The organism is Roseateles sp. (genome assembly GCF_047654785.1).
Lineage (GTDB): Bacteria > Pseudomonadota > Gammaproteobacteria > Burkholderiales > Burkholderiaceae_C > Pelomonas.
This window is the reverse complement of the sequence record NZ_JASGKQ010000001.1, coordinates 289,623-315,454: the sequence shown is the minus strand read 5'-3', so window position 1 is coordinate 315,454 and position 25,832 is coordinate 289,623. Positions and strand designations below refer to the sequence as shown.

Genomic DNA, 25,832 nt, shown 5'->3' with positions numbered 1-25,832 from the left:
GGTTGCTTTTGCGGGGAGCCTTTGCAGTTCGGTGCACCGCGCCGGGTCGAAAGGCTCCTCGCAAAAGCAACCACAGCCAGCAGCCAGCAGCCAGCAAACGCTACCCCCGAGCCAGCACCGGCTCCAACGCCCCCCCCGTATGACTGCCACTAGTCACCACAGCCTCCGGCGTGCCAGCGACCACAACCCGCCCCCCCGCATCCCCGCCTTCCGGCCCGAGATCCAACACCCAATCCGCCTCGGCGATCACATCCAGGTCATGCTCGATGACGACGACCGAATGCCCGCCCGCCACCAGCCGGTGCAGCACGCGGATCAGCTTCTCCACGTCGGCCATGTGCAGCCCCACGGTCGGCTCGTCCAGCACGTACAGCGTATGCGGCGCCTTCTGCCCCCGCCGCGTCACGTCGTCACGCACCTTGACCAGTTCGGACACCAGCTTGATCCGCTGCGCCTCGCCGCCCGACAGCGTGGGCGACGGCTGCCCCAGCGTCAGATAGCCCAGCCCCACGTCCTTCAACAACTGCAGCGGATGCGCGATCGACGGCATCGCCGCGAAGAACTCGACCGCCTCGTCCACCTCCATCGCCAGCACGTCGCCGATGCTCTTGCCCCGCCAGGTGACGCCCAGCGTCTCCGGGTTGAAGCGCTGGCCGTGGCACTGGTCGCAGGGCACTTTCACGTCGGGCAAGAAGCTCATCTCGATGGTCTTCATGCCCTGCCCTTCGCAGCCGGGGCAGCGCCCCTCGCCGGTGTTGAACGAGAAGCGCCCCGGCGCATAGCCGCGCGCCTTGGCCTCCAGCGTCTCGGCGAACAGCCTGCGGATCGCGTCCCAGAAGCCGATGTAGGTCGCCGGGCAGGAGCGCGGCGTCTTGCCGATCGGCGTCTGATCGACTTCGAGCACCCGGTCCACCTGCGCATGGCCCTCGATGCCATCACAACCCACCCATGACGAAGGTGCCTTGCGCAAGGGCACCGCGACGGCCATGTTCGCCAGCAGCACGTCGCGCGCCAGCGTGGATTTGCCAGAGCCGGACACGCCCGTCACCGCCACCAGCCGCTGCAGCGGCACGTCCACGGTGACGGCCTTCAGGTTGTGCAGCGCAGCGTTCAGCACGGTCAGCTTCGGCGTGTCGCCATCGACCACGCGGCGCGGCTGCAAGGGGTGGAGCAGCGGCTTCGCCAGCATGCGCCCGGTCGTCGAATCGGCCACCGCCGCCAGTTCCGCCGCCGTGCCCTGCGCGACGATGCGGCCACCGCGTTTGCCCGCGCCCGGCCCCACGTCGATGATGTGGTCGGCGCGGCGGATCGTGTCCTCGTCGTGCTCGACGACGACCAGCGTGTTGCCCTTGTCGCCCAGCGTGCCGAGCGCCTTCAGCAGGATGCGGTTGTCGCGCGGATGCAGGCCGATGGTCGGCTCGTCCAGCACGTAGCAGACGCCTTGCAGGTTGCTGCCCAACTGCGCCGCCAGGCGGATGCGCTGCGCCTCGCCGCCGGAGAGCGTCGGCGCGGCGCGGTCCAGCGTCAGATAGCCCAGGCCCACTTCTTCGAGGAACTCCAGCCGGCCGAGGATCTCGGCCACCACGTCGCGCGCGATGTCCGCCTCCCGCCCTTCGAGCCGCAGGCCCTGCACCCACGCGCGCGCCTGGCCGACGCTCCACGCGGCCACCGCGCCGATGCCCTGGCCCTCGAACTCGACCGAGCGCGCGGTCGGGTTCAGCCGCGTGCCATGGCAGTCCGGGCAGGGCGCGTCGGTCAGGCCCTCGACCTCGGCCTCCTCGGCCGGGAAGCTCTGCTCGCGGCCCCGGTTGTCGTCGGCTTGCTGGCTGTCGTCCAGCGCGCGGCGCTGCTCGCGGCTCAATTGCAGGCCGGTGCCGACGCAACTCGTGCACCAGCCATGCTTGGAGTTGTAGGAGAACAGGCGCGGGTCCAGTTCGGGGTAACTGGTGCCGCAGACCGGGCAGGCGCGCTTGGTGGAGAACACCTTCACCGTGCCCACGCCCGCGCCGGTGCCGCCGTCGTCCAGCTTCAGCCCGTCCAGCGGGCTGAGCAGGTGCAGCACGCCCTTGCCGGCGTCCAGCGCCTTCGCGAGCAGCGCGCGCAACTCGGCCTCGCGTTCGGGCGTGACGACGAGGTCGCCGACCGGCAACTCCAGCGTGTGCTCCTTGAAGCGGTCCAGGCGCGGCCACGGCGACGTGGGCAGGAACTCGCCGTCCACGCGCAGATGCGTGTGGCCCCGGCCCTTGGCCCATTTGGCGAGATCGGTGTAGACGCCCTTGCGGTTGACGACCAGCGGCGCCAGCAGCCCGACGTGCTGGCCGCGGTAGTCGCGCAGCAGTTGCGCCGCGATGCTCTCGACGCTCTGCGGCCGCACCGGCGCGCCGTCGTGCACGCAGTGCTGCACGCCCAGCTTCACGTACAGCAGGCGCAGAAAGTGCCAGACCTCGGTCGTCGTCGCCACCGTGCTCTTGCGGCCGCCGCGCGACAGGCGCTGCTCGATGGCCACCGTCGGCGGGATGCCCCACACCGCGTCCACCTCGGGCCGGCCGGCCGGCTGCACGATGCTGCGCGCATAGGCGTTCAGCGATTCGAGGTAGCGGCGCTGGCCCTCGTTGAACAGGATGTCGAAGGCCAGCGTCGATTTGCCCGAGCCGCTGACGCCCGTCACCACGTTGAACCGGCCGCGCGGAATCTCGACGTTGATGCCCTTCAGGTTGTGCTCGCGGGCGTTGACGATCTTGATCGCTTCATCGGCCGCGCGCCGCGCGCGCACGAGTTGCTGCAGCGGCCGCCCCTCCGCCACCGCGACGGCGGGCCTGTCCATGTGCAGCGCGTAGTCGCGCAGCGCGGCGGCGGTGTGCGAGCTCGGGTGCTTCGCCACGGCCTCCGGCGTGCCGACGCAGACCACCTCGCCGCCCTGCTCGCCGCCCTCGGGGCCGAGGTCGATGAGCCAGTCGGCCGCGCGGATCACGTCGAGGTTGTGCTCGATGAGGATCAGCGAATGCCCGGCCGACAGCAGCTTGCGCAGTGCGCGCATCAGCTTGGCGATGTCGTCGAAGTGCAGGCCGGTGGTCGGCTCGTCGAACAGGAACAGCGTGCCCTTCTTCGCGACGCCGAAGCGCGGGCTGGCCGCCGCCTCGGCGAGGAAGCCGGCGAGCTTCAGCCGCTGCGCCTCGCCGCCGGACAGCGTCGGCACCGGCTGGCCCAGCTTCACGTACTCCAGGCCCACGTCCACGATGGGCTGCAGTTTGGCGACGACGCCGCGATGCGCACCGAACAAATCGACGGCCTCGGCGACGGTCAGCTCCAGCACGTCGGACACGCTCAATTCGCGTCCGCCGAACGCCAGCTTCACGTCCAGCATCTCCGCGCGGAAGCGCTTGCCGTCGCAGTCCGGGCAGCGCAGGTAGACGTCGCTCAGGAACTGCATCTCGACGTGCTCGAAGCCCGAGCCGCCGCAGGTCGGGCAGCGGCCGTCGCCCGCGTTGAAGCTGAACATGCCCGCCGAATAGCTGCGTTCCACGGCCAGCGGCGCGGTGGCGAAGAGCTTGCGGATCTCGTCGAAGGCGCCGACGTAGCTCGCCGGGTTGGAGCGCGCCGTCTTGCCGATCGGCGACTGATCGACGAACACCGCGTCGGCGAGGTGGTCCGCGCCCAGCAGCCGCTCGTGCGCGCCGGGCGCCTCGGTCGCCTTGCCGAACTGGCGCGCCAGCGCGGGATAGAGCACGTCCTGCATCAGCGTGCTCTTGCCCGAGCCGCTGACGCCGGTGACGACCACCAGCCGCCCCAGCGGAAATTCGACACTGACCCCATTTAGGTTGTGCTCGCGCACGCCTTCGAGGATGAGGCGGGGCGTGCTCTCTTCCACCAGCCGCTTCAGCCCCATGCCGACGTGCTTGCGCGCGCCCAGGTAGGCGCCGGTCAGCGTGTCGGCCGCGCGGATGGTGTCGGGCGTGCCGTCGAAGACGATCTCGCCGCCGCGCTCGCCGGGGCCGGGGCCCATGTCGATCAATCGGTCGGCGGCCAGCATGACGGCCGGGTCGTGCTCGACGACGACCAGCGTGTTGCCCGCGTCGCGCAGCCGCTGCATGGCCTGCACGATGCGGCCCATGTCGCGCGGGTGCAGGCCGATGCTGGGCTCGTCCAGCACGAACAGCGTGTTGACCAGCGAGGTGCCCAGCGCCGTCGTCAGGTTGATGCGCTGCACCTCGCCGCCCGACAGCGTGCGGCTCTGGCGATCCAGCGTCAGATAGCCCAGGCCCACGTCGCACAGGTAGCGGCTGCGGTGGCGGATCTCGTCCAGCAGCAGCTTCAGCGCCTCGTCCAGCATCGTGCTGGGCAGTTGCAGCGCATCGACGAAGGCGCGCAGCCGGGCGATGGGCAGCTGCATCAGGTCGTGCAGGCTCAGGCCCGGCAGCGCCTCCAGCTGCTCGCGCGTCCAGTCCACGCCGACCGGCATGAAGCGCTGCTCGGGCGGCAGCGCCGCATCGGCCAGCGCCTTGGCGCCGACGCGCCACAGCAGCGCCTCCGTCTTCAGCCGCGCGCCGCGGCAGGCCGGGCACTCCGTGTAGCTGCGGTACTTGGACAGCAGCACGCGGATGTGCATCTTGTAAGCCTTGCTCTCCAGGTAGTCGAAGAAGCGCTTGACGCCATACCACTGCTTGTTCCAGTTGCCCTTCCAGTTCGGCGTGCCCTCGATGACCCATTCGCGCTGGGCCGGCGACAAATCCTTCCACGCCGTGTCGCGCGGGATGCCGGCCTCGCCGGCGTACTTCAGCAGATCGTCCTGGCACTCCTTCCAGGCCGGCGTCTGCATCGGCTTGATCGCGCCGCTGCGCAGCGTCTTGCGCTCGTCCGGGATCACCAGCCCCAGGTCCACGCCGATGACGCGCCCGAAGCCCCGGCAAGCCTCGCAGGCGCCGAAGGCCGAGTTGAACGAGAACAGCGCCGGCTGCGGGTCGGCGTAGCGCAGGTCGCTCTCCGGGCAGTGCAGGCCCGTGGAAAACCGCCACAGCGTCTCGCCCGCGTCGCCCGCATGCACGGACAGCCGCCCGCCGCCGCGCTTCAGCGCGAGTTCGATGGCCTCCATCGCCCGCTGCCGGTCCGCGCCCTGGATGCGGAAGCGGTCGGCCACCACGTCCAGCACCGTTCGACGTGCCCCCACGCTTGCCGCTGGCGCGGCTGCGCTGCCCCCCGAGGGGGCGCTCGCGGCTCGGGACGGCCCGTCGCCGCTCGGACCGCCGACCTCGCGCTGCGCCTGGATGCGCGTGAAGCCGCTCGCCGCCAGCCACTGCTCGGCCTGCTCGGGCGTCGTGCCGCCCGGCAGTTCGACGGGAAAGGTCAGCACCAGGCGCGGGTCGTCCTGCGCCGTGCGCGCCATCAGCTCCGCATAGATGCTCTGCGCCGTGTCGTGCCGCACCGGCAGCGCCGTGCGGCGGTCGAACAGTTCGGCGGCGCGGGCGAACAGCAGCTTCAGGTGGTCGTTCAACTCCGTCATCGTGCCGACCGTCGAGCGGCTGGTGCGCACCGGGTTGGTCTGGTCGATGGCGATGGCCGGGGGCACGCCGTCCACCTTGTCCACGGCCGGCCGGTCCATGCGGTCCAGGAACTGGCGCGCATAGGCCGAGAACGTCTCGACATAACGCCGCTGGCCCTCGGCATAGAGCGTGTCGAACACCAGGCTGGACTTGCCCGAGCCGCTCGGGCCGGTGACGACGGTCAGCTCGGCCGTACGCAGGTCGAGGTCGAGGTTCTTGAGGTTGTGCTGGCGGGCACCCCGGATGCGGATCAGGCCGTCGGACATGGTGGGGGTCGGAACTGCGAAGGCCAGCAGTGTAGGAAGCGCCGCCGCCCGGACTTGTCAGCACGCCCGCCCCGCGCCGGCGGCGGCAGCGGCCCGCACCGCAAACGCGGGGCTGGCGGTTGCGTCCGGCCGGGGCAGCGGCAACAATCGCCGCTGCCTCGCGGGGCATACAACAAGATCATTCGAGGACATGGGATGGACCACTCCAGACAGCCCGTCGTTGACGCGCCACTGCACCCGGCCTGGCTGAATGCCCCGGCCGGCCAGGGCGACGCGCACGCGCCGCAGCCCGGCCCGTCGGACCTGTCGCCCACCATCCGCCCGCGCCAGGTGCTGCTGGTGGAGGACAACCACATCAACCAGGTCGTCGCGCTGGAGTTCCTGGCGCTGATGGGCGTGCAGGCCCGCCTCGCCCGGAACGGCCTGGAAGCGCTGGCCGCCTGCACCGCCACCCCGCCCGACCTGGTGCTGATGGACATCCAGATGCCCGGCATGGACGGCCTGGAATGCGCCCGCCGCCTGCGCGCGCTGCAGCGCGACGGCCAGTTGCCCAGCTTCCCCATCCTCGCGCTGACCGCGCATGCGCTGGACGCCGACGTCGCCGCCAGCCTGGATGCCGGCATGGACGAGCACCTGACCAAGCCGCTGGACTTCGTCGCGCTGCGTACCCGGCTGCAGCGCTGGCTCAAGCTGCCCGAGCCGAGCTGAGCCGCCACGGCCGCGCCCGCCACCGCCAGGGGCGAGGCGGCCAAGGTGGCCTGGGTCGCGTCCGGCGAAATCGTGCCCGCCAGGACGCTGGCCCGGCACTGGGGCCTGACACCCCAGGCGATGGCGCCGAGGCTGCCTGAACCCGGCGCTCGACCACCTCATCGACGAGTTCGGCGTCGTCGCGGTCTGACCCTAAAGTCCCGCGCATGAACCTCTACACCGCCCTGCGCGCCGGCTTCCCGGCCGACCTCGACGCGACCGCCATCGACAGCGGCGGCGAGCGCTACAGCTGGCGCGACCTGGAGCGCGGCAGCGCGATGCTGGCCAACTGGCTGGGCCGGCTGGACCTGGCCCCAGGCAGCCGCGTCGCCGTGCATGCCGACAAGAGCGTCGAGGGCCTGATGCTCTACCTCGCGGTGCTGCGCGCCGGCCTCGTCTACCTGCCGCTGAACCCCGCCTACCAGGCCGGCGAGCTGGCGCACTTCATCACCGACGCGGCGCCCGGCGTGCTGGTGTGCGCCGGGCGCAACTTCGGCTGGGCGAGCAAGCTGGCCTTCCAGCACGGCGTGCGCTGGGTGTTCACGCTGAACGACGACCGCAGCGGCACGCTGCTGGACCGCGCGCTGCAGATGGGCGACGTGCAGCAGCCCGCCGCGCGCGAGGCCGGCGACCTCGCCGCCATCCTCTACACCAGCGGCACGACCGGGCTTGCCAAGGGCGCGATGCTGAGCCACGGCAACCTGCTGTCGAACGCCGAAACGCTGAAAGACTTTTGGGATTGGCAGCCCGACGACGTGCTGCTGCACGCGCTGCCGATCTTCCACGTGCACGGCCTGTTCGTCGCCTCGCACGGCGCGCTGCTGAACGGCAGCCTCATGCTGTGGTTCAACAGGTTCGACGCGCCGGCCGTGGCCGCCCGGCTGCCCGAGGCCACGGTCTTCATGGGCGTGCCGACCATGTATGTGCGGCTGCTGCAGGAAAAGGCCCTGGACGCGCGCCGCATGCGCCTGTTCGTCAGCGGCTCGGCGCCGCTGCTGATCGAGACCTGGCGCGACTGGCAGGCGCGCACCGGCCACGCCATCCTGGAGCGCTACGGCATGAGCGAGACGCTGATGCTGAGCTCCAACCCCTGCCGGCCCGAGGACGGCGAACGCCTCGCCGGCACCGTCGGCCCGGCGCTGCCGGGCGTCGGCCTGCGCATCGTGCGCGACGACGGCACGCCCTGCGCGGTGGACGAGCCCGGCCACGTGCAGGTGCGCGGCCCCAGCGTGTTCGGCGGCTACTGGCAGCTGCCGCAGAAGACGGCCGAGGCCTTCACCGCCGACGGCTGGTTCGACACCGGCGACGTCGGCCGCCTCGGCGCGAACGGCTACCTGACGCTGGTCGGCCGCAGCAAGGATCTCGTCATCAGCGGCGGCTTCAACGTCTACCCGGCCGAGGTGGAGGCGGTGCTGAACGAGCTGCCGGGCGTGGGCGAGTCGGCCGTCATCGGCGTGCCGCACCCGGACTTCGGCGAGGCCGTCGTCGCCGTCGTCACGCCGCGCGCGGGCGCCGCAGCACCCGACCCCGAGGCCCTGATCGAGGCGACGAAGGCCCGCATCGCCGGCTTCAAATGCCCCAAGCGCGTCATCGTCGCACCCGAGCTGCCGCGCAACGCGATGGGCAAGGTGCAGAAGCAGCTGCTGCGCGAGCGGCACGCGGCGCTGTTCGCGCCGGGCTGATCAGGCCGCGCAGCGCTTGATCTCGCCCAGCGCCAGCTGCAGCACGCGCGCGTCGCTGCTGGCGCGGTGGCGGCCAATCTGCTGGCGGGCGCGCACGGCCTCGGTCACGCCGCCCCAGCGCCGCGCCTCGGGCTCGCTGAGCAGCCGGCGCAGGTCGTCGAGCCGGAAGGCGGGCGACAGCCCGGCCGCGTCGTACAGCCGCGCCAGCCACGGGTAGTCCTGGCCCCAGCCGTCGCAGTAGACGGTCTGGCCGGCCAGGCGCTGGTTGATCTGCTCGGCCAGCCAGCGCGCCGGGCGGCCGTGGCGCAGCAGCAGCTCGCGGCTGATGCCGTGCAGCGCCTCGGCGGCGGCGTCCCAATGCAGCCAGTCGGGCTCGGGGCGCACCAGCGCGCAGAACAGCGCGCCGTCCGGGGCCACGAAGCCCACTTCGATGGGGTAGCTGCCCGGGCCGAATCCGGAGGCTTCGATGTCGAGGATGGCGGGCAGGGGCATGGGCCCGGAGTGTGTCAGAACCCGCGCCCTCGCCCGGCACCGGCGCTCACACCGGGTTGTCGATGACCTGCTCCTGCTCGAACAGCTGCAGCGCCGCGCGGCCCACCTGCCGGGTGTCCCACCAGGCGTAAGCGCCCACGCCGGCCGCGCCGGCCAGCGGCACCCAGCGCGACAGCGCCCGGCCGGCCGCCTGCTTGCCCAACTGCACGCCCACCGCGCCCGCCGCGCGCTGCAGCAGCAACTGCGTGGCCGGGCGCACGATGACGCGCTCACCCACGCGCACGCCCAGGTCGCGCAGCGCCTGCGCGGCCGTGTGGCGGAACAAACACCACATCATCTGCGCCGGCCCCAGCTGGGCGCTGCGGCCGTACAGCGCGGCGATGTCGGCCACCAGCTGGCGCTGGATGCGCCAGACGGCCAGCATCTCCGGCGCGATGGTGGCCCAGCCCAGCGGGCCGGGCGGCAGCGCCAGCGCCCCGGCGGCCAGCGCGGCCTTGGCGGATGCGGCCTCGATGGCGCGCGCTGCGGCGTCTGCGGGGCGCGGGCTGCGCGCGACGCCGGCCTGCGGCGGCTCGGCCACCAGGGCCAGCACGCGGTCGCCGAAGGGAGTGTTGCTGTTCGTGCTCATGCGGGTTTCCAAGGGTGCGGCACAAAGTCACGGCGATGGCTCGCGGCAGCGCAATGCGGCCGCCCGGCCATGCGCGATGCCGCCGCCAGGATGCCAGACTACCCCGCCCCCCGCCATTTCTGCCAATGCCAAGGAGAAACCACTTGAAATTCCTCACCGATATGCGCATCGGCCAGCGGCTGGCCCTTGCCTTCGCCGTCTCCATCGCCTTCACCGTGCTGCTGGCCGGCTATGCCCGCAACGCCCTCACCCAGATCAACGACGAGCTGGACCTGATGGTGGACGACCGCATGGTCAAGGTCGAGCAGCTCGGCCAGTTCAAGGACAACGTCAACACCACCTCCATGGCGGCCCGCAACATCCTGCTGGCGACGGACGAGGGCGCCGTGAAGCGCGAGGAAGAGTTCATCGCCGAGCGGCGCAGCCGCAACATCGAGCTGCTCAAGCGGCTCGACGACACCATCAAGGCCGACAAGGGCCAGCAGCTGCTGCAGGAAACCGAGGGGGCCCGGACGGCCTACGTCGGCTTCGTCGATCGCGTGGTCACGCAGAACCGCGCAGGCGACAAGGACGGCGCCCGCGAAATGATGAACGGCGACATGCGCCAGGCGCAGGAGCGCCTGGGCCGCTCGCTGGACGCGCTGACCGCCTACCAGAAGGAGCTGATGAAGGACGCGGCGGCGGGCACCGACAAGCTGGTCGACTTCGCCGCCATCGCCGTCGTCGTCGCGGCGGCGCTCGCCGCCGCGATCGGCGCCGCGCTGGCCTGGCTGATCACGCGCTCGGTGGTCGCGCCCATCCAGCAGGCCGTGCAGGCGGCCGAGACGGTGGCCACGGGCGACCTGCGCCTGCACCTGAGCACCGCGCGCAAGGACGAGGCCGGCCAACTGCTCAACGCGCTGCAGCGCATGAACGACTCGCTGGTGGGCATCGTCGGCACGGTGCGCGGCAACGCCGACAGCGTGGCCACGGCCAGCGGCCAGATCGCGCAGGGCAATGCCGACCTGAGCCAGCGCACCGAGGAGCAGGCCAGCAACCTGCAGCAGACGGCCGCGTCCATGGAGCAGCTCAGCGCCACCGTCAACCACAACACCGACACCGCCCGCCAGGCGGCCCAGCTCGCCGGCAACGCCGCGCGCGTGGCCGAGAGCGGCGGCCAGGTGATGGGCCAGGTGGTGGACACCATGGCCCAGATCACCGACAGCTCCAAGAAGATCGCCGAGATCATCGGCACCATCGACGGCATCGCCTTCCAGACCAACATCCTGGCGTTGAACGCGGCCGTGGAAGCGGCGCGGGCCGGCGAGCAGGGCCGCGGCTTCGCGGTGGTGGCCGGCGAGGTGCGTTCGCTGGCCGGCCGCGCGGCCGAGGCGGCGCGCGAGATCAAGACGCTGATCGGCGCCAGCGTCGAGCGCGTCGAAGCCGGCAACTCGCTGGTGGGCGAGGCCGGCCGCACGATGGGCGAGGTCGTCGGCCAGGTGCAGCGCGTGGCCGACCTGATCAGCGAGATCAGCGCCGCCAGCGTGGAGCAGGGCAAGGGCATCGGCCAGATCGGCGATGCGGTCAGCCAGCTGGACCAGGTGACGCAGCAGAACGCCGCCCTCGTGGAGGAAAGCGCCGCTGCGGCCGAGAGCCTGCGCGTGCAGGCCGGCCAGCTCGCCGAGACGGTGTCGGCCTTCAAGCTCGACGCGGTGGCCGCGCCGGCCGCGAAGGCGGCGGCCAAGCGCCCGCAGCAGCCGCAGCCCAAGGCGGCCGCGCCGGCCCAGCCCAAGGCCGCCGCCACGCCCGCCGCGCCGCGCCCCGGCGCCCGCCCGGCGCCCGCGCCCACGGTGGCCAAGGCCGCGCCCGCCCCGGCGCCGGCGCTGGCCACCACCGCGGACGACGGCGACTGGACCAGCTTCTGATCCCCGGCGTTTCCGGTTGAGCGAACATGGGGCTCCCTGATCACCGGAGCCCCACCGCGATGCAGACCTCTCCCTGGCGCGGCGTCTTCCCCGCCGTCACCACCAAGTTCCACGCCGACGAGAGCCTGGACTTCGCCGGCACCGCGCGGCACATCGACTTCCAGGTCCGCAACGGCATCCACGGCGTCGTCTGCTGCGGCTCGCTGGGCGAGGCCAGCACGCTGACGCTGGACGAGAAGCTGGCCGTGGCGCGCTGCGCGCTGGACGCCGCCGCGGACCGCGTGCCGGTGCTGGCCACCGTGTCCGAGACCAGCACGCGCGAGGCGCTGCGCTTCATCGAGGGCGGCAACGCGCTGGGCGTGGCCGGCTACATGGTCATGCCCTCGGTCATCTACGTGGCCGACGCGCGCGAGGCCATGGCCAATGTGCGCGCCTTCGCCGCCGCCGCGCAGCGGCCGCTGATGGTCTACAACAACCCGGTGGCCTACCGGGTGGACCTCAGGCCGGAGCACTTCGCCGAGCTGGCGGACTGCGAGCACATCGCCGCCATCAAGGAAAGCAGCGGCGACGTGACCCGCATCACCGACCTGCGCAACCTGCTGGGCGACCGCTACCAGCTCTTCATGGGCGTGGACGACCTCGCCTTCGAGGGCCTGGCGCTGGGCTGCGACGGGCTGCTGGCCGGCGTGGGCTGCGCCTTCCCGCGCGAGACGGTGGCGCTGTTCGAGCTGATGCAGGCCGGCCGCTGGCACGAGGCGCGCGCGATCTACCGCTGGATGACGCCGCTGCTGCACCTGGACGTGTCCACCAAGCTGGTGCAGAACCTCAAGCTCATCGACGCGCTGGTCGGCGTGGGCAGCGAGCACATGCGCCGCCCGCGGCTGCCGCTGGTGGGCGCCGAGCGCGAGCGCGTCCAGGCGCTGGTGGCGCAGGCGCTGGCGACGCGGCCCGAAAATTGCTGCTCCGTCGCATGAAGCGCATCCAGGTCATCGACTCCCACACCGGCGGCGAGCCCACGCGCGTGGTCGTCGCCGGCTTCCCCGACCTCGGCACCGGCCCCATGGCCGAGCGCCGCGAGCGGCTGGCCCGCGAGCACGACCGCTGGCGCCGCGCGACGCTGCTGGAGCCGCGCGGCAGTGAGGTGCTGGTGGGCGCGCTGCTGTGCGCGCCGGCCGACCCGGCGCACACGGCCGGCGTCATCTTCTTCAACAACGCCGACTACCTGGGCATGTGCGGCCACGGCAGCATCGGCCTGGTCGCCACGCTGGCGCACCTGGGCCGGATCGCGCCGGGCGAGCACGTCATCGAGACGCCGGTGGGCGCCGTGCGCGCCACGCTGCACGGCGACGGCCGGGTCAGCGTGCGCAACGTGCCGGCCTGGCGGCTGGCGGCCGGCGTGGCGGTCACGCTGCCGACCGGCCAGACGGTCACCGGCGACATCGCCTGGGGCGGCAACTGGTTCTTCCTGTGCGCCGACCACGGCCAGGCGATCACGCCCGGGCGCGTCGGCGCGCTGACCGACTACGCCGCGATGCTGGGCGAGGCGCTGCACGCCCAGGGCCACCGCGGCGCGGACGGCGCGGCCATCGACCACATCGAGCTGTTCGCCGACGCCGACCCCGCGCTGGCCGACTCGCGCAGCTTCGTGCTGTGCCCCGGCCGCCAGTACGACCGCTCGCCCTGCGGCACCGGCACCAGCGCCAAGCTGGCCTGCCTGGCCGCGCGCGGCGAGCTCGCGCCGGGGGCGGTGTGGCGCCAGGCCAGCGTCATCGGCAGCGTGTTCGAGGGCTGGTACGACGAGGCCGGAGCCGGCCGCATCGTCCCGACGATCCGCGGCCAGGCCTTCATCAGCGCCGAGGCCACGCTGCTGATCGACCCGGCGGACCCGTTCGGCTGGGGCCTGCCGCTGCCGCCCCGGGATGGCGAAAATCCCCGGTTTCCGGCCATTTAGAACCTGTCAATTCCGTTCCGATTTGTATAGTCTCCCGCGCTCGATAAGCTGCCTGCCCTCCGGCAGGCCTCTCCGTTTGAACAAGCCGTTGAACCCCGCTCCCGCCGTGCCCGCAGTCGATGGCTTTCCCCGCGTCCCGCAGCCGGCGCGCAGCCCAGGAAGGGCCGGCTGATGGCGGCCAACGACGGCAAGCTCGAGGCCGCGTTCCGCCGGATCGCGGTGATCTGCGCGCTGACGGTGGTGGTGCTGGCGCTGGCCAACCACCTGCCCCACGAAGCGGTCCACGTCTTCTCGCGCAGCGACCAGCTGGCGGTGATGCACCTGGCGCTGGAGCTGCTCGCGGTCACGGTCGCGGCGCTGGTGACGGCCACCGCCTGGCACAGCCTGGACCGCAGCAACACCTCGTTCACGAAGATCCTGCTGTACGGGTTCGGCGTGGTCATGGGCCTGGATTTCCTGCACGCCTTCAGCTTCGAGGGCATGCCGCCGCTGTTCTCGACGCCGGGCATGCAGCTGGCGATCTTCTTCTGGTTCTGCGGCCGCGTCGCCGAGCTGGGCACCCTCGTCGCGCTGGCCTGGGGCCTGCGCCTGCCGTTCCGGCAGGCCGCCTGGCTGGCGCTCGCCGGCCTGACCATCGCCGCGCTGTACCTGCTCGCCGAGTTCGAGGGCGGGCTGCTGCCGCGGCTGTACGTGCCGGGCGTGGGCGCCACCGCGCTGACGGGTTACATCGACCAGGCGCTGGCCGCCGCCGGCTTCGTGCTCGCGGTGCTGCTGTGGCGCCGCGCCATCGCGGCCGGCGACGAGCGGCTGGCGCTGCTGTCGGCCAGCGGCTTCTTCATCGGCGTGGGCCAGGTCGCCTTCGCGGGCGGCCCGTCGCCCGAGGGCCAGCTGGCGGCGCTGGGCCACCTGTGCAAGCTGGTGTCCTACGGCTTCATCTACCGCGCCACCTTCGCCTATTGCGTGGAGGCGCCGTACCGGCAGCTGGCGCTGTCCGAGCAGGTCAACCGCGAGCAGCAGGCCCAGCTCGGCGCGATGTTCGCCAGCGTGCCGGCCGCCGCGGCGCAGTTCGACACGCAGCTGCGCTGCCGCCTGGCCAACCCGTCGTTCGGCGAGACGCTGGGGCAGCCGGCGCAGCACGTCATTGGCCTGCAGCACAGCGAGATGCTGCCCGCCGAATGGCTGGAGCCGATGAACGGCGCGATGTACCGCGCGCTGGACGGCGACCACGCCGAGGTGGATTTCGTGGCGCGCAGCCGCGGCGGCGAGACGCGGCACAAGAGCGCCGTCGTCACGCCGATCCGCGCCGCCGACGAAGAAGGCGTGCTGGGCATCCTGGCGATGGTGTTCGACCGCACCGAGCGGGAGCGCGTGCAGCAGCAACTGGTTGCGTCGCTGACCGAGGTGGGCGAGCTGCGCGCGGCGCTGGACGCGCACGCCATCGTCGCCTTCACCGACGCGCGCGGCGTGATCACGCGGGTGAACGACAAGTTCTGCGCGATCTCGCAGTACGAGCGCGAGGAGCTGGTGGGCGCCACGCACCGCATCATCAACTCCGGCCACCACCCGCCGGCGTTCTTCCAGAACCTGTGGCGGACCATCTCCGCCGGCGAGGTCTGGAACGGCGAGATCTGCAACCGCGCCAAGGACGGCTCGCTGTACTGGGTGTACACGACCATCGTGCCCTTCGTCGGCGAGGACGGCCGGCCGGTACAGTACATCGCCATCCGGGCCGACATCACCCGGCGCAAGCTGGCCGAGCAGAGCGTCGAGCGCATGGCCTTCTACGACGCGCTGACCGAGCTGCCCAACCGCCGCATGATGGTCGAGCGGCTGCGGGCGGCCGAGCGCGGCTGCGAGCAGACGGGCCACCACGCGGCGCTGCTGCTGCTGGACCTGGACAACTTCAAGGAAGTCAACGACACGCTGGGCCATGACCGCGGCGACGACCTGCTGCGCCAGGTGGCCGTGCGCCTGGGCCGCTGCGTGCGCCAGATCGACACGGTCGCGCGCGTGGGCGGCGACGAGTTCGTCGTCATCCTGAACGACCTCAGCCAGAACGAAGACGACGCGCTGGCGCAGGTCACCGGCATCGCCGAGAAGGCGCGCGGCACGCTGGGCCTGCCCTACCACTTCGACGAGGTGACCATCAACACCTCGTCCAGCATCGGCATCGTCGTCTTCAACGACGCGGCCGCGCGGCACAACGACCTGCTCAAACGCGCCGACATGGCGCTCTACCGCGCCAAGGCGCAGGGGCGCAACCGCATCAGCGTCTTCGACCCGCCGCTGGAGGCCGAGGTGCTGGCCCGCGCCAGCCTGCTGGCCGACCTGCGCGACGCGCTGCCCAACGGCGAGTTCCTGCTGTACTTCCAGCCCATCGTCGACCGCGACACGGCGGTGATCGGCCACGAGGCGCTGATCCGCTGGCGCCACCCGAGCCGCGGCATGGTGCCGCCGGGCGACTTCATCCAGGCCGCGGAGCAGACCGGGCTGATCTTCGAGATCGGCCAGTGGGTGCTGGAGGCGGCCTGCGCGCAGCTGAAGGCCTGGAGCACCCATCCGGTGGCCTCGCGGTGGACGCTGGCCGTCAACGTCAGCGCGCGGCAGTTCAAGGACCACGACTTCGTCGCCAAGGTCATGCAGGCCATCCAGGACGCCGACGCCAACCCGCGGCTACTGCGCCTGGAGCTGACCGAGAGCATGTTCCACGTGGACCTGCAGCAGACCATCGAGAAGATGGAGGCCCTGCGCGCGCTGGGCGTGCGCTTCTCGATGGACGACTTCGGCACCGGCTATTCATCGTTCAGCTACCTGCGCCAGCTGCCGCTGGACCAGCTGAAGATCGACCGCTCCTTCGTCGACGACGTGACGCTGGACACCAGCGACGCCGCCATCGCGCGGACCATCCTGTCGCTGGCCAACACCATGGCGCTGCAGGTGGTGGCCGAGGGCGTGGAGACGGACGAGCAGTTCGAGTTCCTGCGCAACCACGGCTGCAATGCCTTCCAGGGCTTTTTCTTCGGCCGGCCGTCGCCCGTGCCGGCCGGCCTGGAGGCGCTGCCGCAGCTGCCGGCCCGGGAGGCCGTCACGTCGGGCCGCTGAGCAGGCTCGCCCGTTCGGGGGGGGCTGCTCAGCGGCCCTGCCGCTCCCGCTTGCCGTCGTACATGTCGCCGTCCGCGTGCGCCAGCAGCGGCGCGCTGTCGGTGCCGTGCTCCGGAAAGCAGGCCACGCCGATGCTGGCCGACACGCGCAGCACCACGCCCTCGCAGGCGATGGGCGCCTCGATCGCCTCGCGCAGCTTGGCGAGCAGCCCGGGCAGGTCCGCGGCGGTGCCCTGCCCTTCGATGACGACGACGAACTCGTCGCCGCCCAGCCGCGCGACCAGGTCGGTGTTGCGCACGGCGGCGCTGAGCCGGCTCGCCACGGTCTTCAGCACGAAGTCGCCGGCTGCGTGGCCGTGGGTGTCGTTGATGGGCTTGAAGCCGTCCAGGTCCAGCAGCAGCACGAAGCCCTGGCGGCCGTCGCGCAACGCCCGGCGCACGGCGCGCGGCAGCTGTTCCTCCAGCGCCACGCGGTTGGCCAGGCCGGTCAGCGCGTCCTCGCGCGCCAGGCGCTTGAGCTCGACCTCGCTGTCCCGCAGCCGCTGCACGGCGCGGGCCAGCTCCTGCGCATGCTGCTGGTCTTCGAGGAAGGCGCCGACCATGTCGGCCACGGTGCGCAGGAAGATGCTCTCGCTCTCCGACCAGTCGCGCCCCGTCCGCAGGTCCTGCACGCACAGGTAGCCATGCCACTGGCTGTGGCCCCACACCGGCAGCGCCGCGAAGCTGCGCACGCCCTGTGCCGCCAGGGCCTGGCGCTCGGGCTCGGGCAGGTCCGGCACGCGGCCGATGACGCCGGTGCGCTCCTCGAAGCAGGCCTGCCAGCGCTGCAGGCCGGGGCCGTAGGGCTGGGCGTGCCGGGCGTCGTCGGGCAGGTCGGCACCCGCCAGCGTCGTGATGGCCGCCGCGGGCATGGCGCCCGCGGGCGCGACGTTCTCGGCCAGGTAGGCGCGGTCCGCGTCCAGGGTCTTGAGCACGTCGGCGAGCACGCCGGCCAGCGGCCGGGGGCCGGCCGTCGACGAGGACAGCAGCGCCCGCGCGCACTGCGCCAGCGTGGCCTGCCGGGCGAACCGGGCGTCCAGCTCGCGCATCAGCTCGTCATAGGCCAGCAACACGTCGGTCAGCTCGTCGTGGCGGCGCGACGCGCGCTGGCCCAGCAGCGCCTCGTTCTGCTGCACGGAGCGGTGCGCCAGGATGGCGAGCCGGAATTTCGCCAGCCGGCCGCCGATGGTGCGGCGGAACACGGCGGACGCGCCCGCCAGCATGGCGCCCAGCATGACGCCGAAGATGGCCAGCTGCGGCAGGAAGGCGTCGATGGCGGCGCCGGTGGTCGACAACGGCTTGAACTGGATGTCGAGCTGCCCGACCTTGAAATGCCGGCCCTGCTCGTCGCGGTAGTCCACCGGCGCCTGGCCCAGGTCGCCGCCGCGCCCGGCGGGTGGCGGGTGTCCGGCCTCCACCAGGTTGCCGCCGCAGACGTCGTGTACCCGGGCCGAGGCGACGGTGGGCACCTGGATCAGCGTGTCGACGATGCCGCGCACCGTCGCCGCGTCGCAGTCCCACAGCGGCTTGGACAGCGCATGGGCATAGCCGTCCAGCGTGGCCTGGCGCTGCGCCAACTGCTGCGCGCGCTCGCGCTGGAAGACGACGGCGGCCGTGACCACCGCCGCCAGCACGAAGGCAAGGAACATCAGCGGCAGCAGGTGGCGCACGAACTGCGCGCGCAGCGTGGTGCGCAGCTCGGGCCGCACGGCCGGGGCGGCGGGCCGGCGCGGCGTCACCGCGGCCTCCGCAGCAGCAGCAGGTGCTGGTAGCGCGCGGGCACCAGGTCGTAGCCGTAGAAGGGGTTGGTGATGTCGATGATCCTGCGCCCGGCCAGGAGGCCGTCGGACGGCGGCGTGCGGTGGCGGCGCCACACCTGCATGAAGCTGCCGTCCGCGACGATGCGGTCGAACCCGCGCTGCAGCGCCGCGTAGAGCGCATCGGTCTCGGGCCCCGGCGCGACCCAGACGAAGCGGAACCACGGATAGCGCACCAGCACGTGGGTGTCCACCGCGAGCTGCGGGTAGCGCTTGCGGAAATGCGGCAGGAAATAGGTCAGCGTCTCTTCCATGCCGAGCGGGAACAGGTCCAGGAAGCCGGCCTCCATCTGCTCGGCGAACTCGCCGCCACTCCAGCGCTTGATCTCCTTGGTGGCGATGCCGGCGGCGCGGTAGATGTCCACGTCCATCCAGCCGACGCCCTGCCCGATGGTGAAGTTCGCCAGGTCGGCGGCGGTCCTCACGTGGGCGAGCTTGTCGTGCTGCGAGGCCAGCAGCAGGTTGATGCGGTAGCCCAGCAGCCCCAGGTCCAGCGGCACCGGGATCATGCGCAGCCGGCCCTCGCGCACCAGTTGCAGCCGCGCCGGGGTGGCGGGCATCAGGTCCACATGGGTCTGGCCGGTGCTGATCTGGTGCAGGTTGCGGCGCTCGTTGCCCAGCGGCGCATCGACGAAGTCCGCCTGCATGCCGCTGGCCTTCAGCGCGGCCCGCACCAGCGCCCGCGCATGGGCCAGGTGGGGCTCGTTCTGCATCACGAAGGTGGCCGCGGCGGCGGGACGGCCCGCCAGCACGACGAAGGCCAGCACGGCGGCCGCGCCGCGGAACAGGCGCACCCGGTTCGCCGCGACGATGGCGGCGATGCGCCGGGCCGGATGGAGCCGCAGGGCCGGGTCGATCTGGGGACGTGGCATGGAGGCTTCCCGTTGGCAGCTGCGGGCGGACCGGGTGTTCCGCCCGGCGCGAAAGATAGCAGCGGGCGGGCAGCTTTCAGAACCTGCCCGGCATGCCGCGGGAAACAGCCTGCAGTGAACGGGAGAAGACCCGGGCGCGGGGCCCCGGGTCGGCCGTGCCTGGCGGTCAGCGACCGCGGGCAGCCTGGGCGTCGTCGGCAAACAGCCAGCGCGCCACCAGCGCGGCCATGACCGCGCCGGCCACCGGCGCCACCCAGAACAACCACAGCTGCTCCACCGCGCCGCCGCCCACGAACAGCGCCACGCCGGTGCTGCGGGCGGGGTTCACGGAGGTGTTGGTCACCGGAATGCTGATCAGGTGGATCAGCGTCAGCGCCAGGCCGATGGCCACCGGCGCCATGGAGCCCACGGCCTTGGACGCGGTGGCACCGAGGATGACGATCAGGAAGCCCGCCGTCAGCACCACTTCCGTGACGGCCGCCGACACCAGGCCATAGCCGCCCGGCGAGCGCTCGCCGTAGCCGTTGGTCGCAAAGCCGCTGGCCACCAGGTCGAAGCCAGGCTTGCCATTGGCGATCAGCGCCAGCACGGCACCGGCGACGATGGCGCCGATCACCTGAGCGACCACATACGGCGCCACGCGCGCCGCCGGGAAGCGGCCCGCCACGCACAGGCCCGCCGTGACGGCGGGGTTGAAGTGCCCCCCGGACACCGGGCCGAGCGCATAGGCCATCGTGAGCACCGTCAGGCCAAAGGCCAGGGACACGCCGTGCAGGCCGATCCCCAGCTGCGGGAACGCCGCCGCCAGCACCGCACTGCCGCAACCGCCGAGCACCAGCCAGAACGTCCCGAAGAATTCAGCGAACAGCGCTTTCATCATGCCTCCTGCGTGAACTGCACCCGGGGAGCCCGGGCTGCGCCGGACACGATAGGCAGCGCGCACCCCATGGGGCGCGCGCGATGGACGATGGTTGACATGTGCTTCTCCGTTGACGTGAAAAAGAATCGGCGCCTCATCGGGCCGTCGGTTCAGGGGCCGGCGCCGAGCCGGCCGCCATTCTCCCGCCTCGGCCCGGGCTTGCTGCGCCTCGAAATGAGGGGGGGGCGCGCGGGGGTTGGCGGCGGACGCCGTCTCACGCGTCGACGCCGGAGCCCAGCAGCACCTAAAACGCCTGCCCCAGCGATCGCAAACCAAATAAGAACCCGCCCAGGCGGGTTTTTTCATTGCGGTTTTCGTTGCCCAGGAAGTGTTGGCAGGCCGAGGATTTCCGTTCCCGCAAAAGCAAAACCCCCGCCATCTTTCGATGACGGGGGCTGGCTTCAATAAATAGCCTGACGATGACCTACTTTCACACGGGAATCCGCACTATCATCGGCGCTGACTCGTTTCACTGTCCTGTTCGGGATGGGAAGGAGTGGGACCAAGTCGCTATGGTCGTCAGGCTTGACGGGTTGGCTTGTTGACAAGGTCAACAAACCCAATTCGTAGAGTCAGCAGAGTTCATCTGCACACAGCAATCATTTGCTGCGAAATCAGTATTTTGATTGCGTCTCCAGACTTCTGAAGAACGACATAACTTGAATCCTCACCTCGAGACGTGCTGAGCACAGACTCTCAAAGTTATAGGGTCAAGCCTCACGGGCAATTAGTACTGGTTAGCTTAACGCATTACTGCGCTTCCACACCCAGCCTATCAACGTCCTGGTCTCGAACGACCCTTCAGGGGGCTCAAGGCCCCGGCAAGACTCATCTTGAGACGAGTTTCCCGCTTAGATGCTTTCAGCGGTTATCTCTTCCGCACTTAGCTACTCGGCAATGCCACTGGCGTGACAACCGATACACCAGAGGTGCGTCCACTCCGGTCCTCTCGTACTAGGAGCAGGCTCTCTCAATCTTGCAGCGCCCACGGAAGATAGGGACCAAACTGTCTCACGACGTTTTAAACCCAGCTCACGTACCTCTTTAAATGGCGAACAGCCATACCCTTGGGACCGGCTACAGCCCCAGGATGAGATGAGCCGACATCGAGGTGCCAAACACCGCCGTCGATATGAACTCTTGGGCGGTATCAGCCTGTTATCCCCAGAGTACCTTTTATCCGTTGAGCGATGGCCCTTCCATACAGAACCACCGGATCACTTTGTCCTACTTTCGTACCTGCTCGACTTGTCAGTCTCGCAGTCAAGCACGCTTATGCCAATGCACTATCGTCACGATTTCCGACCGTAACTAGCGTACCTTCGAACTCCTCCGTTACACTTTGGGAGGAGACCGCCCCAGTCAAACTGCCCACCATACACTGTCCCCAACCCGGATAACGGGCCAAGGTTAGAACCTCAAACACACCAGGGTGGTATTTCAACGTCGGCTCCACCAAAACTAGCGTCCTGGTTTCAAAGCCTCCCACCTATCCTACACAGATCTGTTCAAAGTCCAATGTAAAGCTACAGTAAAGGTTCATGGGGTCTTTCCGTCTTTCCGCGGGGAGATTGCATCATCACAAACATTTCAACTTCGCTGAGTCTCTGGAGGAGACAGTGTGGCCATCATTACTCCATTCGTGCAGGTCGGAACTTACCCGACAAGGAATTTCGCTACCTTAGGACCGTTATAGTTACGGCCGCCGTTTACTGGGACTTCAGTCAAGAGCTTGCACCCCATCATTTAATCTTCCAGCACCGGGCAGGAGTCACACCCTATACGTCGACTTTCGTCTTTGCAGAGTGCTGTGTTTTTAATAAACAGTTGCAGCCACCGATTCTCTGCGGCCTCATTGGGCTCCCCAAGTAAATGGTTCACCTACTAAAGGCACACCTTCTTCCGAAGTTACGGTGTCAATTTGCCGAGTTCCTTCTCCAGAGTTCTCTCAAGCGCCTTAGAATACTCATCTCGCGCACCAGTGTCGGTTTGCGGTACGGTCGTTGCAAGCTGAAGCTTAGTGGCTTTTCCTGGAAGCAGGGTATCACTCACTTCGGAGGCAAGCCTCCTCGTTATCACGCCTCATCTAAGCTCTCCGGATTTGCCTAAAGAGCACGACTACACGCTTGAACCGGGACATCCAACACCCGGCTGAGCTAACCTTCTCCGTCCCCACATCGCACTTGCAATCGGTACAGGAATATTGACCTGTTTCCCATCAGCTACGCATCTCTGCCTCGCCTTAGGGGCCGACTCACCCTACGCCGATGAACGTTGCGTAGGAAACCTTGCGCTTTCGGCGAGGGGGCTTTTCACCCCCTTTAACGCTACTCATGTCAGCATTCGCACTTCTGATACCTCCAGCAGGCTTCACAACCCACCTTCACAGGCTTACAGAACGCTCTCCTACCACGCATATTGCTATGCATCCGCAGCTTCGGTAACTGGCTTAGCCCCGTTACATCTTCCGCGCAGGACGACTCGATCAGTGAGCTATTACGCTTTCTTTAAATGATGGCTGCTTCTAAGCCAACATCCTGACTGTTTTAGCCTTCCCACTTCGTTTCCCACTTAGCCAATTTTAGGGACCTTAGCTGGCGGTCTGGGTTGTTTCCCTCTTGAGTCCGGACGTTAGCACCCGGTGCTCTGTCTCCCAAGCTGTACTCTGCGGTATTCGGAGTTTGCCAAGGTTTGGTAAGTCGCCATGACCCCCTAGCCTAAACAGTGCTCTACCCCCGCAGGTAATACTTGAGGCACTACCTAAATAGTTTTCGGAGAGAACCAGCTATTTCCAAGTTTGTTTAGCCTTTCACCCCTATCCACAGCTCATCCGCTAGTTTTGCAACACTAGTCGGTTCGGACCTCCAGCACCTGTTACGGTACCTTCATCCTGGCCATGGATAGATCACTTGGTTTCGGGTCTACACCCAGCGACTATTCGCCCTATTCGGACTCGATTTCTCTACGGCTTCCCTATTCGGTTAACCTCGCCACTGAATGTAAGTCGCTGACCCATTATACAAAAGGTACGCAGTCACCCTTGCGGGCTCCTACTTTTTGTATGCATGCGGTTTCAGGATCTATTTCACTCCCCTCCCGGGGTTCTTTTCGCCTTTCCCTCACGGTACTTGTTCACTATCGGTCGATTACGAGTATTTAGCCTTGGAGGATGGTCCCCCCATATTCAGACAGGATTTCACGTGTCCCGCCCTACTCTATTCGCGCCTAGTTCCACAATCTACATTTCTCATACGGGGCTATCACCCGCTGTGGCCGGACTTTCCATTCCGTTCTGATATGCAAACTGCTAAAACGCGAGGGCTACTCCGATTTCGCTCGCCACTACTTTCGGAATCTCGGTTGATGTCTTTTCCTCGAGCTACTGAGATGTTTCAGTTCACCCGGTTCGCCTCGCATGCCTATGTATTCAGCATGCGATGACCTTACGGTCGGGTTTCCCCATTCGGAAATCTCCGGATCAAAGCTAATTTGCCAGCTCCCCGAAGCTTATCGCAGGCTATCACGTCCTTCGTCGCCTGTAATCGCCAAGGCATCCACCACATGCACTTAGTCACTTGACCCTATAACTTTGACAGCGCTGACTGCACCGTCGATCAAGGACACGATCCAACCAGATTTCTCCAGTCCGACCGCTTTTTGAGTATTCACGCGTTACGCCGTTCTTCATCTAAACAATTTCTTGCTCAGTTGAAGTCTATGTTTGACGCAATCAAAATGTCGCTGGCGGCACGGTGCACCATTCGGTGCTTTCCGCCAACGACGCTGATTCGACTCTACAAATTGTTAAAGAACAACAGCCGATCTTTCGATCAAGAGCTGGTAAACCTCAGCGAACATCATAATTCGCTAAGGTTTACCAACTGAATGAGTGAACTGGTGGAGGATGACGGGATCGAACCGACGACCCCCTGCTTGCAAAGCAGGTGCTCTCCCAGCTGAGCTAATCCCCCGTACAGACTTCTCTGTCTTTTCGTGGTGGGTCTGGCTGGATTCGAACCAGCGACCCCCGCCTTATCAAGACGGTGCTCTAACCGACTGAGCTACAGACCCACGCGAAACTTGTTGCGTCGCTCTGCATCATCGCCAGGCTGTCGAGGCCAGCTCCACAGGCTCACGCGATTTCACTCACTGTTGTATACAGCCGATAAGTGTGGGCGCTTAAAACGAAGTGCTTGAGCTTTCGCTCTTGGTCGATCTTGCTCTGCATGCTCCTGAGAACACACGAGGCGCGATCTATCTAGAAAGGAGGTGATCCAGCCGCACCTTCCGATACGGCTACCTTGTTACGACTTCACCCCAGTCACGAACCCTGCCGTGGTAATCGCCCTCCTTGCGGTTAGGCTAACTACTTCTGGCAGAACCCGCTCCCATGGTGTGACGGGCGGTGTGTACAAGACCCGGGAACGTATTCACCGCGGCAAGCTGATCCGCGATTACTAGCGATTCCGACTTCACGCAGTCGAGTTGCAGACTACGATCCGGACTACGACCGGGTTTCTGGGATTAGCTCCCCCTCGCGGGTTGGCAGCCCTCTGTCCCGGCCATTGTATGACGTGTGTAGCCCTACCCATAAGGGCCATGATGACCTGACGTCATCCCCACCTTCCTCCGGTTTGTCACCGGCAGTCTCATTAGAGTGCCCTTTCGTAGCAACTAATGACAAGGGTTGCGCTCGTTGCGGGACTTAACCCAACATCTCACGACACGAGCTGACGACGGCCATGCAGCACCTGTGTTCTGGCTCTCTTTCGAGCACTCCCAAATCTCTTCAGGATTCCAGACATGTCAAGGGTAGGTAAGGTTTTTCGCGTTGCATCGAATTAAACCACATCATCCACCGCTTGTGCGGGTCCCCGTCAATTCCTTTGAGTTTCAACCTTGCGGCCGTACTCCCCAGGCGGTCAACTTCACGCGTTAGCTACGTTACTGAGAAGAAACCCTCCCAACAACCAGTTGACATCGTTTAGGGCGTGGACTACCAGGGTATCTAATCCTGTTTGCTCCCCACGCTTTCGTGCATGAGCGTCAGTGCAGGCCCAGGGGATTGCCTTCGCCATCGGTGTTCCTCCGCATATCTACGCATTTCACTGCTACACGCGGAATTCCATCCCCCTCTGCCGCACTCTAGCTATGCAGTCACAAATGCAGTTCCCAGGTTGAGCCCGGGGATTTCACATCTGTCTTGCATAACCGCCTGCGCACGCTTTACGCCCAGTAATTCCGATTAACGCTTGCACCCTACGTATTACCGCGGCTGCTGGCACGTAGTTAGCCGGTGCTTATTCTTCAGGTACCGTCATGAGTCCCAGGTATTAACCAGAACCTTTTCTTCCCTGACAAAAGCGGTTTACAACCCGAAGGCCTTCTTCCCGCACGCGGCATGGCTGGATCAGACTTGCGTCCATTGTCCAAAATTCCCCACTGCTGCCTCCCGTAGGAGTCTGGGCCGTGTCTCAGTCCCAGTGTGGCTGGTCGTCCTCTCAGACCAGCTACAGATCGCAGGCTTGGTAGGCCTTTACCCCACCAACTACCTAATCTGATATCGGCCGCTCCAATCGCGCGAGGTCTTGCGATCCCCCGCTTTCACCCTCAGGTCGTATGCGGTATTAGCTGCTCTTTCGAGCAGTTATCCCCCACGACTGGGCACGTTCCGATACATTACTCACCCGTTCGCCACTCGTCAGCTTAACCTGTTACCGTTCGACTTGCATGTGTAAGGCATGCCGCCAGCGTTCAATCTGAGCCAGGATCAAACTCTACAGTTCGATCTTGAATTTACTCAACGGAATCGAACAAAGACTATTTGCATAGCTTCATTCTCTTTCCGTGAGCGTTTAAAGTCCGAAGGACCGTCAT

General features: G+C 67.8%; 12 protein-coding genes, 2 tRNA genes and 3 rRNA genes. 6 read left to right on the top strand and 11 right to left on the bottom strand.

Going from position 1 to position 25,832, the window contains the following annotated elements; translation table 11 throughout:
- Window positions 1-100: 100 nt before the first annotated feature.
- On the bottom strand, window positions 101-5,803 hold the full coding sequence (uvrA, locus tag QM788_RS01490) for an excinuclease ABC subunit UvrA (protein ID WP_415659707.1): 5,703 nt from the start codon (window positions 5,801-5,803) through the stop codon (window positions 101-103).
- Window positions 5,804-5,998: 195 nt separating this feature from the next.
- Between uvrA and QM788_RS01485 the strand changes: the two genes are divergently transcribed.
- Together QM788_RS01485 and QM788_RS01480 are read left to right on the top strand one after the other, a co-directional pair.
- Complete coding sequence (locus QM788_RS01485) at window positions 5,999-6,511, top strand: response regulator (RefSeq protein ID WP_415659706.1); 513 nt, start codon at window positions 5,999-6,001, stop codon at window positions 6,509-6,511.
- Between the two features lie 206 nt (window positions 6,512-6,717).
- Window positions 6,718-8,232: a malonate--CoA ligase gene (locus QM788_RS01480; protein ID WP_415659705.1), complete on the top strand. Its 1,515-nt coding sequence runs from the start codon at window positions 6,718-6,720 to the stop codon at window positions 8,230-8,232.
- On the opposite strand, the gene QM788_RS01475 is transcribed toward QM788_RS01480, so the two are convergent.
- On the bottom strand, window positions 8,233-8,724 hold the full coding sequence (locus QM788_RS01475; RefSeq protein WP_415659704.1) for a hypothetical protein: 492 nt from the start codon (window positions 8,722-8,724) through the stop codon (window positions 8,233-8,235).
- Window positions 8,725-8,770: 46 nt separating this feature from the next.
- Window positions 8,771-9,352, bottom strand: a complete 582-nt coding sequence (locus tag QM788_RS01470) for a hypothetical protein (protein WP_415659703.1) — start codon at window positions 9,350-9,352, stop codon at window positions 8,771-8,773.
- 143 nt (window positions 9,353-9,495) lie between these two features.
- On the opposite strand from QM788_RS01470, the gene QM788_RS01465 reads away from it, so the two are divergent.
- The 4 genes from QM788_RS01465 to QM788_RS01450 all read left to right on the top strand — a co-directional run bounded on the left by QM788_RS01465 (window position 9,496) and on the right by QM788_RS01450 (window position 16,309).
- Window positions 9,496-11,256, top strand: a complete 1,761-nt coding sequence (locus QM788_RS01465) for a methyl-accepting chemotaxis protein (protein ID WP_415659702.1) — start codon at window positions 9,496-9,498, stop codon at window positions 11,254-11,256.
- Between the two features lie 59 nt (window positions 11,257-11,315).
- The gene (locus QM788_RS01460) at window positions 11,316-12,230 is read left to right on the top strand and encodes a dihydrodipicolinate synthase family protein (RefSeq protein WP_415659701.1); all 915 of its coding nucleotides are present in this window, start codon (window positions 11,316-11,318) and stop codon (window positions 12,228-12,230) included.
- The gene (locus QM788_RS01455) at window positions 12,227-13,207 is read left to right on the top strand and encodes a 4-hydroxyproline epimerase (protein ID WP_415659700.1); all 981 of its coding nucleotides are present in this window, start codon (window positions 12,227-12,229) and stop codon (window positions 13,205-13,207) included. The genes QM788_RS01460 and QM788_RS01455 overlap by 4 nt, the downstream gene beginning before the upstream one ends.
- 171 nt (window positions 13,208-13,378) lie before the next feature.
- Window positions 13,379-16,309, top strand: a complete 2,931-nt coding sequence (locus QM788_RS01450) for an EAL domain-containing protein (protein ID WP_415659699.1) — start codon at window positions 13,379-13,381, stop codon at window positions 16,307-16,309.
- Between the two features lie 28 nt (window positions 16,310-16,337).
- Here the strand turns inward: QM788_RS01450 and QM788_RS01445 are convergent, their stop codons facing one another.
- The 8 genes from QM788_RS01445 to QM788_RS01410 all read right to left on the bottom strand — a co-directional run bounded on the left by QM788_RS01445 (window position 16,338) and on the right by QM788_RS01410 (window position 25,741).
- A complete protein-coding gene (locus tag QM788_RS01445) occupies window positions 16,338-18,086 on the bottom strand; it encodes a diguanylate cyclase domain-containing protein (protein ID WP_415659698.1) in 1,749 nt (582 codons plus the stop codon).
- Window positions 18,083-19,036, bottom strand: a complete 954-nt coding sequence (locus QM788_RS01440) for an amino acid ABC transporter substrate-binding protein (protein WP_415659697.1) — start codon at window positions 19,034-19,036, stop codon at window positions 18,083-18,085. Before QM788_RS01440 ends, QM788_RS01445 begins: the two co-directional genes overlap by 4 nt.
- Before the next feature lie 166 nt (window positions 19,037-19,202).
- On the bottom strand, window positions 19,203-19,913 hold the full coding sequence (gene aqpZ, locus QM788_RS01435) for an aquaporin Z (RefSeq protein ID WP_415659696.1): 711 nt from the start codon (window positions 19,911-19,913) through the stop codon (window positions 19,203-19,205).
- Window positions 19,914-20,366: 453 nt separating this feature from the next.
- A 5S ribosomal RNA gene (gene rrf, locus QM788_RS01430) occupies window positions 20,367-20,479 on the bottom strand.
- Window positions 20,480-20,661: 182 nt separating this feature from the next.
- Window positions 20,662-23,536, bottom strand: a 23S ribosomal RNA gene (locus QM788_RS01425).
- Window positions 23,537-23,850: 314 nt separating this feature from the next.
- Window positions 23,851-23,926, bottom strand: a tRNA-Ala gene (locus QM788_RS01420).
- 23 nt (window positions 23,927-23,949) lie between these two features.
- Window positions 23,950-24,026, bottom strand: a tRNA-Ile gene (locus QM788_RS01415).
- A 191-nt stretch (window positions 24,027-24,217) separates the two neighbouring features.
- Window positions 24,218-25,741: ribosomal RNA gene (locus QM788_RS01410) — 16S ribosomal RNA — on the bottom strand.
- The 16S, 23S and 5S rRNA genes sit together here with 2 tRNA genes alongside, the layout of an rRNA operon.
- Between the last annotated feature and the right edge of the window lie 91 nt (window positions 25,742-25,832).

Bases quoted from the DNA above. Each gene is read 5' to 3' on its own strand.
- uvrA (WP_415659707.1), bottom strand. From the start codon at position 5,803: ATGTCCGACGGCCTGATCCGCATCCGGGGTGCCCGCCAGCACAACCTC.
- QM788_RS01485 (WP_415659706.1), top strand. From the start codon at position 5,999: ATGGACCACTCCAGACAGCCCGTCGTTGACGCGCCACTGCACCCGGCC.
- QM788_RS01480 (WP_415659705.1), top strand. From the start codon at position 6,718: ATGAACCTCTACACCGCCCTGCGCGCCGGCTTCCCGGCCGACCTCGAC.
- QM788_RS01475 (WP_415659704.1), bottom strand. From the start codon at position 8,724: ATGCCCCTGCCCGCCATCCTCGACATCGAAGCCTCCGGATTCGGCCCG.
- QM788_RS01470 (WP_415659703.1), bottom strand. From the start codon at position 9,352: ATGAGCACGAACAGCAACACTCCCTTCGGCGACCGCGTGCTGGCCCTG.
- QM788_RS01460 (WP_415659701.1), top strand. From the start codon at position 11,316: ATGCAGACCTCTCCCTGGCGCGGCGTCTTCCCCGCCGTCACCACCAAG.
- QM788_RS01455 (WP_415659700.1), top strand. From the start codon at position 12,227: ATGAAGCGCATCCAGGTCATCGACTCCCACACCGGCGGCGAGCCCACG.
- QM788_RS01450 (WP_415659699.1), top strand. From the start codon at position 13,379: ATGGCGGCCAACGACGGCAAGCTCGAGGCCGCGTTCCGCCGGATCGCG.
- QM788_RS01440 (WP_415659697.1), bottom strand. From the start codon at position 19,036: ATGCCACGTCCCCAGATCGACCCGGCCCTGCGGCTCCATCCGGCCCGG.
- aqpZ (WP_415659696.1), bottom strand. From the start codon at position 19,913: ATGAAAGCGCTGTTCGCTGAATTCTTCGGGACGTTCTGGCTGGTGCTC.